20 protein-coding genes and 1 tRNA gene are annotated in these 15762 nt (G+C 70.2%); 9 read left to right on the top strand and 12 right to left on the bottom strand.

Annotated elements, in window-relative coordinates:
* Positions 1–209: transposase (locus AC6H2I_RS10830; protein WP_497500640.1), on the top strand; the 209-nt coding region annotated here is incomplete at its 5' end.
* Here AC6H2I_RS10830 and AC6H2I_RS10825 read toward each other — a convergent pair.
* The 3 genes from AC6H2I_RS10825 to AC6H2I_RS10815 form a co-directional block, all read right to left on the bottom strand.
* A complete protein-coding gene (locus tag AC6H2I_RS10825; protein WP_497500639.1) occupies positions 183–641 on the bottom strand; it encodes a hypothetical protein in 459 nt (152 codons plus the stop codon). The two genes, AC6H2I_RS10830 and AC6H2I_RS10825, sit on opposite strands and share 27 nt — an antisense overlap.
* Positions 642–794: 153 nt before the next feature.
* Positions 795–870, bottom strand: a tRNA-Glu gene (locus tag AC6H2I_RS10820).
* Between the two features lie 89 nt (positions 871–959).
* The gene (locus AC6H2I_RS10815) at positions 960–1334 is read right to left on the bottom strand and encodes a hypothetical protein (protein ID WP_497500638.1); all 375 of its coding nucleotides are present in this window, start codon (positions 1332–1334) and stop codon (positions 960–962) included.
* A gap of 261 nt (positions 1335–1595) precedes the next feature.
* Between AC6H2I_RS10815 and AC6H2I_RS10810 the strand changes: the two genes are divergently transcribed.
* Entirely contained in the window at positions 1596–3395 is a 1800-nt protein-coding gene (locus tag AC6H2I_RS10810; protein ID WP_497500637.1) for a PHA/PHB synthase family protein, read from the top strand.
* 121 nt (positions 3396–3516) lie between these two features.
* Here the strand turns inward: AC6H2I_RS10810 and AC6H2I_RS10805 are convergent, their stop codons facing one another.
* From AC6H2I_RS10805 to AC6H2I_RS10780, 6 genes are all read right to left on the bottom strand, one after another.
* Positions 3517–4083: an OmpA family protein gene (locus tag AC6H2I_RS10805; RefSeq protein WP_497500636.1), complete on the bottom strand. Its 567-nt coding sequence runs from the start codon at positions 4081–4083 to the stop codon at positions 3517–3519.
* A gap of 248 nt (positions 4084–4331) precedes the next feature.
* On the bottom strand, positions 4332–4850 hold the full coding sequence (locus AC6H2I_RS10800) for a gamma carbonic anhydrase family protein (RefSeq protein ID WP_497500635.1): 519 nt from the start codon (positions 4848–4850) through the stop codon (positions 4332–4334).
* A 28-nt stretch (positions 4851–4878) separates the two neighbouring features.
* Positions 4879–5931, bottom strand: coding sequence for an N-acetyl-gamma-glutamyl-phosphate reductase (gene argC, locus AC6H2I_RS10795; RefSeq protein ID WP_497500634.1), 1053 nt, complete (start codon positions 5929–5931; stop codon positions 4879–4881).
* A gap of 136 nt (positions 5932–6067) precedes the next feature.
* Positions 6068–6562, bottom strand: coding sequence for a 30S ribosomal protein S9 (gene rpsI, locus AC6H2I_RS10790; RefSeq protein ID WP_497500633.1), 495 nt, complete (start codon positions 6560–6562; stop codon positions 6068–6070).
* Between the two features lie 4 nt (positions 6563–6566).
* Positions 6567–7031, bottom strand: a complete 465-nt coding sequence (gene rplM / locus AC6H2I_RS10785) for a 50S ribosomal protein L13 (RefSeq protein WP_497500632.1) — start codon at positions 7029–7031, stop codon at positions 6567–6569.
* Between the two features lie 236 nt (positions 7032–7267).
* Positions 7268–7699 carry a PaaI family thioesterase gene (locus tag AC6H2I_RS10780; RefSeq protein ID WP_497500631.1) on the bottom strand — a complete coding sequence of 144 codons (432 nt, stop codon included), beginning with the start codon at positions 7697–7699 and terminating at the stop codon, positions 7268–7270.
* 187 nt (positions 7700–7886) lie between these two features.
* On the opposite strand from AC6H2I_RS10780, the gene AC6H2I_RS10775 reads away from it, so the two are divergent.
* From AC6H2I_RS10775 to AC6H2I_RS10755, 5 genes are all read left to right on the top strand, one after another.
* Positions 7887–8828 (top strand): DMT family transporter, encoded by a 942-nt coding sequence (locus tag AC6H2I_RS10775; protein WP_497500630.1) that lies wholly within the window; start codon positions 7887–7889, stop codon positions 8826–8828.
* A gap of 141 nt (positions 8829–8969) precedes the next feature.
* Entirely contained in the window at positions 8970–9776 is an 807-nt protein-coding gene (locus AC6H2I_RS10770) for an enoyl-CoA hydratase (protein WP_497500629.1), read from the top strand.
* A gap of 40 nt (positions 9777–9816) precedes the next feature.
* Positions 9817–10317, top strand: a complete 501-nt coding sequence (locus tag AC6H2I_RS10765; RefSeq protein WP_497500628.1) for a CoA-binding protein — start codon at positions 9817–9819, stop codon at positions 10315–10317.
* A gap of 58 nt (positions 10318–10375) precedes the next feature.
* Positions 10376–11668: an O-acetylhomoserine aminocarboxypropyltransferase gene (locus AC6H2I_RS10760; RefSeq protein WP_497500627.1), complete on the top strand. Its 1293-nt coding sequence runs from the start codon at positions 10376–10378 to the stop codon at positions 11666–11668.
* Between the two features lie 76 nt (positions 11669–11744).
* Positions 11745–12494 (top strand): glycosyltransferase family 2 protein, encoded by a 750-nt coding sequence (locus AC6H2I_RS10755; protein WP_497500626.1) that lies wholly within the window; start codon positions 11745–11747, stop codon positions 12492–12494.
* An 18-nt stretch (positions 12495–12512) separates the two neighbouring features.
* On the opposite strand, the gene AC6H2I_RS10750 is transcribed toward AC6H2I_RS10755, so the two are convergent.
* The gene (locus AC6H2I_RS10750; protein WP_497500625.1) at positions 12513–12755 is read right to left on the bottom strand and encodes a hypothetical protein; all 243 of its coding nucleotides are present in this window, start codon (positions 12753–12755) and stop codon (positions 12513–12515) included.
* 280 nt (positions 12756–13035) lie between these two features.
* Between AC6H2I_RS10750 and AC6H2I_RS10745 the strand changes: the two genes are divergently transcribed.
* Positions 13036–13257 carry a hypothetical protein gene (locus tag AC6H2I_RS10745; protein ID WP_497500624.1) on the top strand — a complete coding sequence of 74 codons (222 nt, stop codon included), beginning with the start codon at positions 13036–13038 and terminating at the stop codon, positions 13255–13257.
* A gap of 183 nt (positions 13258–13440) precedes the next feature.
* Positions 13441–14370 carry an NAD-dependent epimerase/dehydratase family protein gene (locus tag AC6H2I_RS10740; RefSeq protein ID WP_497500623.1) on the top strand — a complete coding sequence of 310 codons (930 nt, stop codon included), beginning with the start codon at positions 13441–13443 and terminating at the stop codon, positions 14368–14370.
* On the opposite strand, the gene AC6H2I_RS10735 is transcribed toward AC6H2I_RS10740, so the two are convergent.
* Positions 14345–14794, bottom strand: a complete 450-nt coding sequence (locus tag AC6H2I_RS10735) for a hydrogenase maturation protease (protein ID WP_497500622.1) — start codon at positions 14792–14794, stop codon at positions 14345–14347. The genes AC6H2I_RS10740 and AC6H2I_RS10735 overlap by 26 nt on opposite strands.
* Positions 14795–14796: 2 nt before the next feature.
* The gene (locus AC6H2I_RS10730; RefSeq protein WP_497500621.1) at positions 14797–15699 is read right to left on the bottom strand and encodes a LysR substrate-binding domain-containing protein; all 903 of its coding nucleotides are present in this window, start codon (positions 15697–15699) and stop codon (positions 14797–14799) included.
* Positions 15700–15762: the final 63 nt, after the last annotated feature.

Genomic DNA, 15762 nt, shown 5'->3' with positions numbered 1-15762 from the left:
TCAACTTCACCATCGAGGTGGTCCGGCGAACCGATACCGAACCAGGTTTCAAGGTCGTGCCGCGGCGCTGGGTGGTCGAGCGGACCTTCGGATGGATGACCCGCTGGCGACGTCTGGTCCGCGACTACGAAGCCAGGATCGACGTCTCCGGCGGCATGATTCAACTCGCTATGGCGAGCCTGCTACTCCGGCGAGTCTGCCACAGATAGGGTTGTCAAACGGACTCTTATCGCGTACTCAAGGCCGGCAATTCCGCAGACCTGCGATAGCTGGTTCCAACAATCAAACGCTTCGCGGAAGTATGTGTTCGATTGCTCTCCGCACCCTGCGGCACGCTGCACAATGGGATCACTCAGAAGATGAAAGACGGTAGGGAAGGATGACACCTCCTTCTCCTTCCTACTGTCCTCATCGAATGCACGAGCCATTGATGCAAAAGCAGATACGGCAATCGCGTCTTGTATAACTGCCGCACACTGAACGAAGTCACGGGGTTGGGCGTTTATGGCATCAACGGTTTCCTGGTCCCCGCCGGCATCGTGCATTGCCATAATACCAACCGCATTGGCGACATCACACCGAACGTGCTTGATATGACCGATAACGGCCTGTGCTTTTGCCTCAACAGACGCATCGACCATGGCGGCCTCCCCAGCTTATCAGGGAAACAGCATAGCCATGGGTTCATGAGCCTTAAAGAGCCGGGCGGCGTGTGTGGGAAACGTGTGTGGAAGCCCAACGCGGCAGCCCGGTAAGGCGTAGATCTGCCTAACTTTTCCCGGGCGCAATGAGAGTGGCGTCCCCAACGGGATTCGAACCCGTGTCGCCGCCGTGAAAGGGCGGTGTCCTAGGCCTCTAGACGATGGGGACCGCGTGGACGCGAGAGAACTAGCCGGCGGACGGCGACAAATCAAGGCTTTTCGTGACGCCGCCGGCCGGCCCGCCGGGGCGCCGAGCGGTCAGCCGCCGGAGCGGCGGCCGGGGGTCACCACCGGGCGCGGCGGCACCGCCAGCGGGCTCACCCCGCGCTCCAGCGCCACGGCCGCCGCCCGCGCCGCGGCCCGGTCCCCCTCCAGGGCGTCCATGTCGCGCTGGCGCTCGGCCACGGTGGGGATGTCGGTGGGGCGCGGCGGCACGGTGGCGAGGTTCGGATAGGCCGTGTCCTCCCCGGTCATCGGGCGCACCGGCGTCGCGGGAAACGCCCGCGGCTCCCCGGTCAGGCTGCCGATCAGGCCGCTGTCGAGGGCGCGGTCGCTGCACCCCGCCGGCACCGCCCCCATCAGGCCCAGCCCCACCATCGCCGCCACCGTCGCCGCACCGCGCCGCGCCACCATGCTCCCCTCCCCCGTCGTGCCTGGCCCCGACCGCGTCGGGACATCAAACCTTAACCGGAACCCGCTATGACCCGGGGATGCCCCGGTCACGTCGCCGCACCCACCCCGCCGACATGGCGGAAAACCACCGGCAAACCGGCGCCGCCGGCCGGTCCGCCGGGCACCACCCCGCCAAGCCGGTTTGCCCAAACCCGGCTGCATCGTATAAACCTGAGAATGCCCCAACCCGAAGTCCAATCTCGACCAAAAAGGACCGCATCCATGGCCGAACACCAGGCGCCTGACGTGAAGCTGCCCGATCCCGTCGAGCTGTCCCGCGCGATGACCCGCATCGCCGAGCAAAGCCAGCGCCTCGTCACCGACTTCCTGTCGCGACAGAACGGCGACGGCGCCGCCGCCGGCAACCCCGATCCCATGGGCATCGGCAACGCGTTCCTGGAGATGACGACACGGATGATGGCCGATCCGGCCAAGCTGATGAAGGCGCAGATGTCCTTGTGGCAGGACTATCTCACCCTGTGGCAGCGCACCACCCAGCGCATGCTCGGCCAGGACGCAGCGCCCGTCATCACCCCGGCCAAGGACGACCGCCGCTTCAAGGACGCCGCCTGGGACGAGAACACCCTGTTCGACTTCATCAAGCAGTCCTACCTGCTGTCGGCCCGCTGGATGCAGTCCACGGTGAACGAGGTCGACGGGCTGGACGGCCACACCGCCCGCAAGGTCGATTTCTACACCCGCCAGTTCGTCGACGCCATGGCCCCCTCCAACTTCGTCATGACCAACCCCGAGGTGCTGCGCACCACGGTGGAGACCGGCGGCGAGAACCTGGTGAAGGGGCTGGAGCACCTGCTGGCGGACCTGGAACGCGGCAAGGGCGAGCTGCGCATCTCCATGACCGACTACGACGCCTTCCAGGTCGGCCGGAACATCGCCGTCACCCCCGGCAAGGTGGTGTTCCAGACCGACCTGATGCAGCTCATCCAGTACACGCCGACCACGCCGCAGGTGAACAAGCGGCCGCTGATGATCGTGCCGCCCTGGATCAACAAGTTCTACATCCTCGACCTGCGCGAGAAGAACAGCTACATCAAATGGGCGGTCGACCAGGGGCATACGGTCTTCGTGCTGTCGTGGGTCAACCCCGACGAGACGCTGGCGCGCAAGTCCTTCGAGGACTACATGTTCGAGGGGCCGCTGGCGGCGCTGGACGCGATCAAGCAGCAGACCGGCGAGGAGGACGTCAACGCCATCGGCTATTGCCTCGGCGGCACCCTGCTGGCGGCGACGCTGGCCTACATGACCGCCAAGGGCGACGGTCGCATCAAGTCGGCCACCTTCTTCACCACCATGACCGATTTCGCCGACGCCGGCGAGCTGTCGGTGTTCATCGACGAGGAGCAGCTCTCGTTCCTCGAGGGCCAGATGAACGAGAAGGGCTATCTCGACGGCTCGAAGATGGCCACCACCTTCAACATGCTGCGCGCCAACGACCTGATCTGGTCGTTCGTCGTCAACAACTACCTGCTGGGCAAGGACCCGTTCCCCTTCGACCTGCTGTACTGGAACGGCGACAGCACCCGCATGCCGGCGGCGATGCACAGCTACTACCTGCGCAACATGTACCAGAAGAACCTGCTGGTGAAGCCCGGGGCGCTGACGCTGGGCGGCGTGCCGATCGACCTGCGCACGATCAAGACGCCGGCCTTCTTCCTGTCCACCCGCGAGGACCACATCGCGCCATGGAAGAGCACCTACGCCGCGACGCAGGTGTTCTCCGGCCCGGTCAAGTTCGTGCTGGCGGCCTCCGGCCACATCGCCGGCGTGGTCAACCCCCCGGCGGCGGAGAAATACTGCTTCTGGACCAACACCAAGCTGCCGGCGGCGTCCGACGACTGGCTGAAGGACGCCCAGCCCACCCCCGGCTCGTGGTGGCCGGAGTGGAACAAGTGGGTGGCCAAGTTCGCCAACGGCAAGGTCGAGGCCCGCGACCCCGCCGCGGGGCCGCTGCCCGCCATGGAGGACGCGCCCGGCTCCTACGTCAAGGCCCGGGTGGTCTGATCCCGCGGCGCCGGTCCATCAGACCGGGCCAAGAAAAAGCCCCGGGGGATCGCTCCCCCGGGGCTTGCTTTCCGAGACGTCCGAAAGACGCCGCGCCGTCAACCAGAGCGATGGCGCTGGATCAGGACGACGGCATGTTGGTGCCGCGCGGCAGGATCTGGCCGCGACGGTTGGAGGGCTCACGCACGTTCGGGCCGGTCTGCACCAGGAGCTGCGTCTCGCCGACGCCCTCGGTGGTGATGGCGGTGGCCGGGATGCCCTTGGCGACCAGCGCCTGGCGGATGGAGGCGGCGCGACGCTCCGACAGGCCCTGGTTGTAGGAGGGCGGGCCCGACGTGTCGGTGTGGCCGATCACGTGGATGCGCGCGTTGGCACCGGTGCCGACGGCGGTGACGACGTCGGAGATGATGCGGTCGGCGGCGGCGGTGATGTTCGACTTATCCCAGTCGAAGAACACCTGGTACTGCGGCTGCACGGCCGGAGCGGCAACCGGGGCCGCCGCCACCGGGCAGGGGAAGCTGCCGTTGTGGATGACCGGGGTGCCCGCGGCGGACATCACCGGCGTGCTGTTGGAAATGGCCAGGACGGGGTTGCACCACGTCGCCATCTGGGCGGAAGCCTGGGACGCGAAGCCGGCGATCATGAGCGCCGACACCATCGCCAGTCCGTTTCGCATGCTGCTTTTCATCTGTTCTATCCTCCGGTTACCCTCAGCATCTCGATGCGACCGGTGCGCAACGTGCCCGGCAACGCCACGGCAACAGTCCTTACGCGCCACCGTTGACCGCGATCCGCACTTACACATGGGGATCGCAGCCGTTCCTTCCCATCGTCCGGAAGCCCTATGTGGACTTACCGCCTGGGCACGAAACCGCCGGGATCACGCTTACCACCGCACTAACCGTTCGTCGAGTGGGTAGCCCCGCGAAAGCCACATCATGTGTCCCGATAGCCACGGGCGAGGTCGACGTAGAGGGCGGCCAGCCGGGCGAACTCGTCGCGGTCGGCCTGGCCGACCCCGCGCAGCCGCCGGGCCGGGCTTCCCGCCCACAATTCCCCGGCCGCGACACGCTTTCCGGGTGTCACCAGGGCGCCCGCGGCGACCATCGCCCCCGACTCGACCACCACGCCGTCCATCACGCAGGCCTTCATGCCGATGAAGCAGCCGGATTCGAGTGTGCACGCATGCAACAGGGCCATGTGCCCGACTGTGACATCCTCGCCGATCCAGGTGCCCTGGCCGGTGGAGGAGACGTGGACCACGGTGCCGTCCTGCAGGTTGGTGCGGGCACCGACAACGATCGCGTTGACGTCGCCGCGCAGGGTGCAGCCGAACCAGATCCCGCAGTCGGGACCGATCGTCACGTCGCCGACCACCGCCGCGGTGGGGGCCACCCAGGCGCTGGGGTCGATGCGCGGCGCCACGCCGCGGAAGGGAAGGACGACTCCGGACATCGGGCCTCCTTGGGCGGCGCGCCGCGGGTCAGGGAAACAGCGGCGTCTGGTCGATGCCCGTGGTCTCGCCCAGGCCCAGCATGACGTTCATGTTCTGCACCGCCTGGCCCGAGGCGCCCTTCACCAGGTTGTCGATGACCGAGACGATGATGGCGCCGCGCGCCGTGCGGTCCGGGAACACGCCCATCAGGCAGTGGTTGGAGGCGCGGACGTGACGGGTCGCCGGGGCGACGCCGGGCGGCACCACGCGCACGAACGGCTCGTCGGCGTAGCGGCGGTCCAGCGCGGCGCGCAGGTCGTCGGCGCTGACGCCGTCGGTCATGCGCACGTAGATCGTGGCCATCATGCCACGGTTCATGGGCACGAGGTGCGGCGTGAAGGAGACGGTCAGGGGACGGCCCGCGGCCAGGCGCAGCTCCTGCTCGATCTCCGGCATGTGGCGGTGGTGGCCGACCCCGTAGGCGTTGAAGCCCTCGGACACCTCGGTGAACAGGTTGGCCTGCTTGGCGTCGCGCCCGGCGCCGGAGACGCCGGACTTGGCGTCGATGATGATCCCGCCGGGCTCGATCATCTCCTCCAGCAGCAGCGGCACCAGGGGCAGCAGCGAGCAGGTCGGGTAGCAGCCGGGGTTAGCGACCACCCGGGCCTTGCGCACGCCCTGCCGGTTCAGCTCGGTCAGGCCGTAGGCGACCTCCTTCTGCAGGTCCGGGGCGCGGTGCTCATGGCCGTACCAGGTCGCGTATTCCGCGACGTCGTGGAGACGGAAATCCGCGGACAGGTCGACCACGCGCAGGCCGCGGGGGATGCCGGCGACGATCTCCTGGGTGGTGCCGTGCGGCAGGGCGCAGAACACCAGGTCGAGGGCGTCCCAGAGAACGTCCTCGATCTTGACCAGGTCGGGCAGGCCGAAGCCGCCGAGATGGGGGAAGACCTCGGCCATCGGCTTGCCGGCCTGGCGCTCGGCCGTCAGGACGCTGAGCCGCGCCGCGGGGTGGCGGAGCAGCAGGCGCACCAGTTCGGCGCCGGTGTAGCCGCTGGCACCGAGGATGCCGATGCGGATCGGGGTGAGGTCGTTGGCCATGAAGATCCCTCTCGACGCGCGTGGACCCGCGCTCCCGGCGGAACCAGGACAGCGGGCCGCGACGATACCACGAAAAAGGGGCGCCCCAGCGCGGGACGCCCCTCTTGTCGACGATGAACGGCGGGGCCGGGCGCGCTCAGCGCTTGGAGAACTGGAAGCTGCGGCGGGCCTTGGCGCGGCCGTACTTCTTGCGCTCCACGACGCGGGCGTCGCGGGTCAGGAACCCGGCGGCCTTCAGCGGCGGCCGCAGGGCCGGCTCGTAGTAGGTCAGCGCCTTGGAGATGCCGTGGCGGACGGCACCGGCCTGGCCCGAGAGGCCACCGCCGGCGACGGTGCACAGCACGTCGAACTGGCCGGCGCGGTCGACCAGGCCGAAGGGCTGGTTGATCATCATGCGCAGCACCGGGCGGGCGAAATAGACCTCGATGTCGCGGCCGTTGACGGTGATCTTGCCGGTGCCCGGCTTGACCCAGACGCGGGCGACGGCGTCCTTGCGCTTGCCGGTGGCGTAGGCGCGGCCGAACTTGTCCAGCTTCGGCGCGGCGTTCTCCACGGGCGCGGCGTCGGTGCCGGTCGCACCGGCAGCCTGCAGATCCCTGAGGCTGGAGATGGTGGTGGTGACCTGGGCCATGGAATTACGCGCTCCGCTTGTTCTTCGGGTTCATCGCGGCGATGTCGAGCACGTCGGGCTGCTGGGCCTCGTGCGGATGGGCGGGGCCCTTGTAGACCTTCAGGTGCGTCATCTGGCGACGGCCGAGCGGGCCGCGCGGGACCATCCGCTCCACCGCCTTGGTGATGACCCGCTCCGGGTACCGGCCGTCGAGGATCTGCCCCTTGGAGCGCCCCTTGATGCCGCCGGGATAGCCGGTGTGCCAGTAGAAGATGTCGTCGCGGCGCTTGTTGCCGGTCAGCTTCACCTTCTCGGCGTTGACCACGACGATGTGATCGCCGCAGTCCATGTGCGGGGTGTAGGTCGGCTTGTGCTTGCCGCGCAGAATGTTCGCCAGGATGCTGGCGAGCCGGCCGAGCACCATGCCCTCGGCATCGACGACGTACCACTTCTTGTCGATGTCGCTGGGCTTCAGATTGAAGGTCTTCATCGCCACACTCGTTCACGTGAATCGTGGGTCGGCGGACCGCCGGATCCCGCGGCGCCGAAGCGGCCGGTTTTGTACGGGGCGGCGGGGTCCGAGTCAACCGAAAAAAACGCCTTTTGTATCAATGGGTTGTCGGCGCGGTATTATGATACCGCTATCGCAAAGCTCTTGATCTGACACGCTTATTTCCGGCGACGCCGCGCCGTGGTATCATGATACCGCAGCGGCGGCGCCGAGGGTCACCGCCGCGGCGGGATGGAATAGGTGCCGGTGACATGGGCCACCGGCTCGGCCTCGCCGTCGGAATAGAGATGGATCTCGCCATAGGCCAGGCGCCGGCCGAGCTTGAGAAGGCGGGCCTCGCAGACCAGAGCGACCGGGGCGGGGCGGCGCAGGAAGTTGATGGTCATCGACGTGGTCACCGCCAGTTCGACGGGGCCGATCCTCGACAGCACCGCGCCATAGAGGGCGACGTCGGCCAGCCCGAACATGGCCGGGCCGGTGACGGTGCCGCCGGGCCGGACGAAATCCTCCTTGTAGGGCATGCGCATGCGCACGTAGCCGGGGCGCACCTCCTCGATCTCCACGCCGAAGCTCCCGACCAGCGGCACCCCCTCGCGGATCAGGGTCTCCAGGGCCTCTTTCGTGATCGCCGCGTCCTGACCACCCATTGCGCTCCCCCCGTCCCATCTGTTGGCGCACCGACCATAGCCCAGCGGCGGCGGCGGTGCACGTCGACCATACGGCGGCGAACGGGGCCCCGGCCGGGCGAGCAACGCTGCCATCCGGCAGCGTCGATTGCCGCAGCGCACCCTCTGTCCCTATCATTCGCAGTCTCCCCATCAGGATGCGGACACCGTGGATTCCCTGGACAGTGCGGCGGCGGCCGATCCCGCGCAGGCGCAGGCCGAAGAGGCGCGGGCCGAGGAGGCGCGGGCGGCGACACGGGCCGGCATCGTCTGGATGGTCGCCACGACCTTCCTGTTCGTCAGCCAGGACGCCATCACCCGGGTGCTGGTCCAGAGCTATCCGGTGATCGAGGTCGCCTGGGCACGGTTCGCCGTTCATCTCGTGCTCGCGGCCGGGCTGCTGGCCTGGCACTCGCCGCGGCTGATGGTGTCGCAGCGGCCGGGCCTGCAGATGGTGCGCTCGCTGCTGTTGCTGACGGTGACGCTGCTGATGATGACCGCGCTGGGGCTGCTGCCCTTCGTCGACGTCACCGCCATCCTCAACGCGACGCCGGTGCTGATCACCGTGCTGTCGGTGCCGCTCCTCAAGGAGACGGTGGGCTGGCGGCGTGGGCTGGCGGTGCTGGCGGGATTCGCCGGCGCCATGCTGATCGTCGGCCCGGCCAGCGGAGTCTTCCAGTGGACCGTGCTGCTGCCGCTCTGCGCCGCCCTGGCCAACGCCTTCTACCAGATCGTCACGCGGATGCTGAAGACCAGCGATCCGCCGCTGACGACCTTCTTCTACACCACCGTGGTCGGCGCGCTCGGCTGTTCGGTGGCGCTGCCCTTCCTGTGGGTGACGCCCACCGCGGCCGATGTCAGCCTGATGATGCTGCTGGGGGCGCTGGGGGCGGGCAGCCATTTCTGCATGATCCGCGCCTACACCGCGGCCCCCGCCGGGGTGGTGGCGCCGTTCGGCTACACCACCCTGGTGTGGGCGACCGTCTGGGGCGTGTTCGTGTTCGCCGAGGTGCCGGCCTGGACCACCCTGACCGGCGCCGCGATCATCGTCGCCAGCGGCGTCTACATCCTCTACCGCGAGCAGGTGCGGCGGCGGCCGCGCCGCCGCTGAGCACCGGCCGGCCATTTAACGGAATCGGGCTGTTGTACAGGGCGGCGATCCCCGATTCCCGTTGAACTTTGCGCCGCCTTGCCGTCAGATGCCCCGGCCCGCGGACGGGTGCCGCGGGATCACGAGGACGGGAGCACCGCCATGACCGCGTCCGGCACCCCCGCCGACGAGACCGAGCCGCTGGTCCGGCGCGACGACCGCGCCGGGGTGGCGACCCTCACCCTGAACCGGCCGGCCGCCCGCAACGCCCTGTCGCTGGCGATGATGCGCGCCCTGACGGCGGCGCTGGAGGGGGCCGCCGCCGACCCCGCCGTGGCCGCCGTCGTGCTGGCCGGCGCCGGGCCGGCGTTCTGCGCCGGCCACGACCTGAAGGAGCTGCGCGCCGCCCCCGACCAGGCCCTGGTGGAGGAGACCTTCGCCACGTGTACGGCGCTGATGGCGACGGTGCAGCGCGTGCGCACGCCGGTGATCGCCCGCGTCCACGGCGTGGCCACGGCGGCCGGTTGCCAGCTCGTCGCCACCTGCGACCTCGCCTACGCCGCCGACGACGCGCGCTTCGCCACCCCGGGCGTCAACATCGGCCTGTTCTGTTCGACCCCGATGGTGGCGCTGACCCGGGCGGTGGGCCGCAAGGCGGCCATGGAGATGCTGCTGACCGGCACGATGGTCGATGCCGCCCACGCCGAGCGGATCGGCCTGATCAACCGGGCGGTGCCGGCGGCCCGGCTGGACGCCGAGGTCGCCGCGGTCGCCGCGACCATCGCGGCGAAATCGCCGCTGACCCTGGCGGTGGGCAAGGAGGCGTTCCACCGGCAGGTGGAGATGCCAACGGCCGACGCGTACGCGTACGCGTCGGAGGTGATGGTGCGCAACATGGCGGCCGAGGACGCCCGGGAGGGGATCGACGCCTTCCTGGGCAAGCGCGCGCCGGTGTGGTGCGGCCGGTGAGCGGCCGCGGGCCGGGCGGACAGGGGATGGAGAGGGTGGCGTGAACCACGACACGTACAGCGACGCGTTGATCCGGGAGGTGCTGGGGCGGGTGCGTTCCATCGCCGTGGTCGGGGCCAGCGAGGACCCGGTGCGGGCCTCGTACTTCGTGGTGAAGTACCTGAAGGACAAGGGCTACCGCATGATCCCGGTGAATCCCAAACTGGCCGGGCGGGAGCTCCTGGGTGTGCGCGCATACGGCACGCTGGCCGACCTGCCGGAGCCGCCGGACATGGTCGACATCTTCCGCAACGCCGCCGCCGCCGACGCCATCGTCGACGAGGCCATCGCGGTCGGCGCCACGGTGGTGTGGATGCAGCTGGGCGTGCGCAACGACGCGGCCGCCGCGCGCGCCGAGGCGGCCGGGCTGACCGTGGTGATGAACCGCTGCCCCAAGATCGAGTACCAGCGCCTGTTCGGCGAGATCGGCCGGATCGGCGTCAATTCCAACGTGCTGTTCGGCGCGAAGCGGCCGACCAAGAGCTTCAAGAAACTGATGTGAGCGGCGCCGGGCCGACCCGGCGACCGCACCACCAAGCACGAACGAGAGGGACCCCACCATGAGCGAGAAGACCTTCGGCTTCGAAACCCGCGCCATCCACGCCGGTGCGGCCCCCGACCCGGCCACCGGGGCGCGCCAGGTGCCGATCTACCAGACCACCGCCTACGTGTTCGAGGACGCCGACGACGCGGCGTCGCTGTTCAACCTGCAGAAGCTCGGATACATCTATTCGCGTCTGACCAACCCGACGGTGTCGGCGCTGGAGGAGCGGATGGCCAACCTGGAAGGCGGCGCCGGCGCCACCTGCACCGGCTCCGGCCATGCGGCGCAGATGATGGCGCTGTTCCCGCTGATGGCGCCCGGCGACGACTTCGTCGCCTCCAACAAGCTCTACGGCGGCTCGATCAACCAGTTCAAGAACAGCTTCCCGCGCGCCTTCGGCTGGGGCGCCACGTTCGTCGACTTCGACGACCTCGACGCGGTGAAGCGCGCCATCGGCCCGAAGACCAAGGCGATCTTCTGCGAGAGCCTGGCCAACCCCGGCGGCGTGGTCAGCGACCTCGAGGCGCTGGGCCGCATCGCCGCCGACGCCGGCATCCCGCTGATCGTCGACAACACCCTGGCGACCCCGTACCTGTGCCGGCCCATCGAGTGGGGGGCCACCCTGGTGGTCCATTCCACCACCAAGTTCCTGTCGGGCAACGGCACGTCGCTGGGCGGCGCGGTGATCGACAGCGGCGCCTTCGACTGGTCCAAGGACGGCAAGTTCCCGGCCCTGACGGAGCCGGAGCCGGGCTACCACGGCCTGCGCTTCCACGAGACCTTCGGCCACCTCGCCTTCACCATCCACGGCCACGCCGTGGGACTGCGCGACCTCGGGCCGAGCCAGGCGCCGATGAACGCCTTCCTCACCCTGAACGGCATCGAGACGCTGCCCCTGCGCATGGAGCGCCACTGCGCCAACGCCCTGGCGGTGGCAGAGTTCCTGGAGGGCCACCCGGCGGTGGCCTGGGTCAGCTACGCCGGGCTCGACTCGTCCCCGTACAAGGCGGCGGCCGGCAAGTACCTGCCCCTGGGGGCCGGTTCGGTCTTCACCTTCGGCCTCAAGGGCGGCTACGAGATGGGCGTGAAGCTGGTGGAGAGCGTGGAGCTGTTCAGCCACGTCGCCAACCTCGGCGACAGCCGGTCGCTGATCATCCACCCCGCCTCGACCACCCACCGCCAGCTCGCCCCCGAGGCCCAGGCGATGGCCGGCGCCGGGCCGGAGGTCATCCGCCTGTCCATCGGCATCGAGACCGCCGCGGACATCATCGCCGACCTGGACCGGGCGCTGGCCGCCGCCGCCGGCTGAGGCCCTGCCGCTCCACGCCCTGCCCCCGCCGGGGCGCAGGGCGTGGAGCGGCGCCGCGCGCGAAGGACCGCCGCTCATGGCCGACCGGCCCCTCGTCAGCCTCGTCACCCCGACCTTCCAGCGCGAGGCGTTCCTGCCGCTGTGCCACGCCGGGGTGCTGCGCCAGACCTACCCGGCGCTGGAGTGGCTGGTCTACGACGACAGCCCGCAGCCCTCCGCCTATCTGGCGGCCCGCCAGGGGGACCGGCTGCGCTACTGGCACGACCCGCGCCGCGTCACCCTGGGCGAGAAGCGCAACGCCCTGGCCGAGCGGGCGCGGGGCGCCATCATCGTCCATTTCGACGACGACGACTTCTACGCCGCCGGCTATGTGGAGACGCTGGTCGGCTGGCTGGAGGAGGGCCACGACGTCGCCAAGCTGTCGGGGTGGTTCCTCTATTCCGCGGTGCACGGCCGCTTCGGCTATTGGGACACCGCCGCGGGGGGACCGCATTTCCGCTGGGCCCGCCGCTCGCATTCGCGGGTCGAGCAGGACGCCCCGGCCGCCGACGACAACCTCGTCGGCTACGGCTTCTCCTACGCCTACCGCCGCGCCGTGTGGGAGGCGGTGCCGTTCCCGCCGCTCAACGCCCTGGAGGACGCGCCGTTCGCCCGCGCCGCCCGCGCCCGGTTCCGCTTCACCGCCCGGCCCGACCAGACGGGGCTCTGCCTGCACGTGCTGCACGACCGCTCGACCAGCCTGTGCCTGCCCCAGCACGAGCTGCCCGCCTTCCTGGTGGAGCGCCTGTTCGGGGCCGAGGCGCTGCCCCACCTGCGCCAGCCCTGAGGGCGGCGCCGGTCGCCGTCACACCACGATGTCGAGGAACATGCCGCGGCGGTAGTTGCGCGGCAGGGTGAGGATGCCGTTGATGACCAGGCTGGCGAGTTGGCGCACCGACGGGATGCGGCCGCCGCGGCCGCCGATCTCGCCGGCGCGGGCGGCCCGTGCGCTGGGGCCGGCCGGAACCAGCCGGCCGCCGCCGACATCGGCGCCCGAGGCGGGCTGGATCGGTTCGTGACCGCGGTCACCGGGGCGACGTGTTTCCATGGGCCGTATTTACCATAAACCACGGCTCCCGGCAACAGCGGCCGCCGCCGGTGACCGGGAACCCGGAGGCCTGGCCGGCCCGCCTGGGAGACGGAGAACCCAGCCAAGCCATCCTCTTCGCTGTTCAAAGAGGACACTTGCTAGCGTATTTCGTGCATATTACGATTGAGTTTCTTTGAATATGGGTCCTCTGATGCCACCTATGCCGCACGATTGGAACACTTCGGTCGCCGCAGTGCTGCATCGCATACGCGAACGGCGCAAGGAGATCCACCTTGAGGTGATCGACGACGTCGTCGCCGGAATCCTCGACCGACCGTCGCTCATCGCCAAGCACGGGACGATGGATCGGGTAATGTCAGCCCTGGCCTACGTCACCATGACCCTGCAGGGCGGCGGCAGCGTCCGGCCGATTGCCGACGGCGGCTGGTATGCCCGCGAAGGCGATCACTACGTCGTCGCCCCCGGCTTTGCCGCGGCCTGGACCGCCGCTCGCGGTTAACCCCCCTCCTCTCCCACCCCCTTCGGGCAGGACCGACGGCACCGCGCCGCCGCGGACGCACCCCGGCCGGCGAGGCGCGGGTAACGCCGAAGAGGCTTTGCCGATCGCGCGCCCGATGCCCGATCTTCGCCGTTGTTGCGGCGACGGCTGCGACGACGGCAGCGGCGCACACGGAGGAGACGGATGGCGCACTACCTGGTCACCGGCGGCTGCGGCTTCATCGGCTCGCACCTCGCCGACCGCCTGCTCGGCGAGGGGCACGCCGTGTCCATCCTCGACGACCTCTCGACCGGGCGGCTGGAGAACAAGCCGCTGGGGGCGCGGCTGGTGGTCGGCGACGTCGCCGATCCGCAGGCCGTGGCCGAGGCGGCCGCGGGCGTCGACGGCGTCTTCCACCTCGCCGCCGTCGCCTCGGTCCAGCGCTCGCGCGAGCTGTGGTCGGAAACCCACCGCACCAACCTGACCGGCACGGTGTGCGTGTTCGAGGCGGCGCGCAGCGCCAACCCGGAGGGCCCGGTGCCGGTGGTCTACGCCTCCTCGGCCGCCGTGTATGGCGACAACCCGGCGACGCCGCTGGCCGAGGACGCGGCCACCCGGCCCCTCTCCGCCTACGGTGCCGACAAGCTGGGCTGCGAGCTGCACGGCCGCGTCGCCTGGTCGATCCACGGCGTGGCGACCGTGGGGTTCCGGTTCTTCAATGTCTACGGGCCGCGCCAGGACCCGCACTCCCCCTATTCCGGGGTGATCTCCATCTTCGCCCAGCGCATCGCCCGCTCCCAGGACCTCGACATCTTCGGCGACGGCGAGCAGGTCCGCGACTTCGTCTTCGTCCAGGACGTGGTCGACTACCTGGTCATGGCGATGCTGCGCCGGCCGCGCGGCGCCGGCGTGTTCAACCTGTGCACCGGCCGCCCCACCTCGGTCGGCATGCTCGCCACGGTGCTCGAGGAGCTGAGCGGCTGCCGGGTCGGCCGCCGCTTCCACGCCGCGCGCGCCGGCGACATCCGCGTCTCGATCGGCGACCCCGGCCGGCTGCGCCAGGCCTTCGGCACGCCCTGCCGGACCGGCCTGCTGGACGGGCTGGCCGCTACCCTGGACCGGGTTCCGGCGTGAGCTCGGCGCGGATGCGGCGCACCGCCTCCAGCGCCGCCGTCGCCACCGCCGGGCTCAGCGCCTCGCCGAAGTCGAAACAGGCGCCCTCCACCCCGTAGATCACCAGGGCCGGCGGCAGCCGGCCCAGCGCGCGCGCCATCTCCACCGCCTCGGCCACGCCGAACAGGTGGCTGGAGCAACGCAGCAGCCCGCCCGGCAGGGGGGCCGCCAGGGCATCGAGGCGCACCAGCGTGCCGGGTGCCGCGCCCGAGCGCACGGCGTCCACCAGCACCACCCGCGCCGCGCCGTCCCAGGCGTCCATCAGCCCGGCCCCCTCGCCGGAATGCTCCACCACCTCGACGCCGGGACCGGCCAGCCGCCGGGCGATCCACGGGCCGACGCCGTCGTCGCTGCGGAAGGGGTGGCCGACCCCGATCACCCGCACGGTCACAGCACCGCCCCCACCGGATCGGACACGGGTGTCCCCTCCGGCTCCGGCCCGCCATCGGCCAGGGAGCGCCGCAGCAGGTCGGCCACCAGCCCGACGCCGCCCGCGGCGGCGGGCGGCGCGAGCAGGGCCAGCTCGGTGTCGGGCAGTGCCGGCAACCCGTCGCCGGGACCGAGCACCACCGCCCCCGCCGGCACCGCCGAGCGCGCCAGCACGCCGATCCCCAGACCGGCCAGCACCGCCGCCTGGACGCCGGACAGGTTGGGGCTGCAATAGGCGACCCGCCACGGCCGGCCCACCGCGTCCAGTTCGTGCACCGCGCGGTGGCGGTAGACGCAGCCCTGCGGGAACACCGCCAGCGGCAGCGGGTCGGCGCGATGCGGCGGGTCGGCGGCCGACGCCACCCAGCACAACGGCTCGCGCCACACCGACACCGCCCCGGGACGGCCCGGCTCCTGCTTCAGCAAGGCCAGATCGAGCTCGCCGGCCTCGAACCCGGCGCGCAGGCGTTCGCTGATGTCGCAACGCACGTCGAGCCGGAGGGACCGGTTGCGCCGGGCGAAGCGCGACAGCAGCCGCGGCAGGCGGTCGACCGCGTAGTCCTCCGGCACGCCCAGACGCACCACCTCCGGCGGGGCGGCGCCGCCCAGCGCCATCCGCGCCTCGTCGTTGAGGCTCAGCATCCGGCGCGCGTAGGCGAGCAGGCGTTCCCCGTCGTCGGTCAGGGCGAGCGACCGGGTGCCGCGCTCCAGCAACACGACGCCCAGCCCGTCCTCCAGCCGGCGCACCTGCTGGCTGACGGTGCTCTGGGTGCGGTGGACGCGGTCCCCCGCCCGGGTAAAGCCGCCGGTCTCGACCACCGAGACGAAGGTGCGCAGCAGGGCGAGGTCCAGGTTGATCATGGTGGAACCATTCGCTTGTCGAATGATTGAGATTGGATCATTTAATTTCCCGATGCAAGGCGC

The organism is Azospirillum sp. NS33, from assembly GCF_059703765.1.
Note: the sequence above shows the minus strand (reverse complement) of the source record. Positions and strands in the feature narration are given on the sequence as shown.

Coding starts and splice junctions, on each gene's coding strand:
- AC6H2I_RS10825 (WP_497500639.1), bottom strand. CDS start 641: ATGGTCGATGCGTCTGTTGAGGCAAAAGCACAGGCCGTTATCGGTCAT.
- AC6H2I_RS10815 (WP_497500638.1), bottom strand. CDS start 1,334: ATGGTGGCGCGGCGCGGTGCGGCGACGGTGGCGGCGATGGTGGGGCTG.
- AC6H2I_RS10810 (WP_497500637.1), top strand. CDS start 1,596: ATGGCCGAACACCAGGCGCCTGACGTGAAGCTGCCCGATCCCGTCGAG.
- AC6H2I_RS10805 (WP_497500636.1), bottom strand. CDS start 4,083: ATGAAAAGCAGCATGCGAAACGGACTGGCGATGGTGTCGGCGCTCATG.
- AC6H2I_RS10800 (WP_497500635.1), bottom strand. CDS start 4,850: ATGTCCGGAGTCGTCCTTCCCTTCCGCGGCGTGGCGCCGCGCATCGAC.
- argC (WP_497500634.1), bottom strand. CDS start 5,931: ATGGCCAACGACCTCACCCCGATCCGCATCGGCATCCTCGGTGCCAGC.
- rpsI (WP_497500633.1), bottom strand. CDS start 6,562: ATGGCCCAGGTCACCACCACCATCTCCAGCCTCAGGGATCTGCAGGCT.
- rplM (WP_497500632.1), bottom strand. CDS start 7,031: ATGAAGACCTTCAATCTGAAGCCCAGCGACATCGACAAGAAGTGGTAC.
- AC6H2I_RS10780 (WP_497500631.1), bottom strand. CDS start 7,699: ATGGGTGGTCAGGACGCGGCGATCACGAAAGAGGCCCTGGAGACCCTG.
- AC6H2I_RS10770 (WP_497500629.1), top strand. CDS start 8,970: ATGACCGCGTCCGGCACCCCCGCCGACGAGACCGAGCCGCTGGTCCGG.
- AC6H2I_RS10760 (WP_497500627.1), top strand. CDS start 10,376: ATGAGCGAGAAGACCTTCGGCTTCGAAACCCGCGCCATCCACGCCGGT.
- AC6H2I_RS10755 (WP_497500626.1), top strand. CDS start 11,745: ATGGCCGACCGGCCCCTCGTCAGCCTCGTCACCCCGACCTTCCAGCGC.
- AC6H2I_RS10750 (WP_497500625.1), bottom strand. CDS start 12,755: ATGGAAACACGTCGCCCCGGTGACCGCGGTCACGAACCGATCCAGCCC.
- AC6H2I_RS10740 (WP_497500623.1), top strand. CDS start 13,441: ATGGCGCACTACCTGGTCACCGGCGGCTGCGGCTTCATCGGCTCGCAC.
- AC6H2I_RS10730 (WP_497500621.1), bottom strand. CDS start 15,699: ATGATCAACCTGGACCTCGCCCTGCTGCGCACCTTCGTCTCGGTGGTC.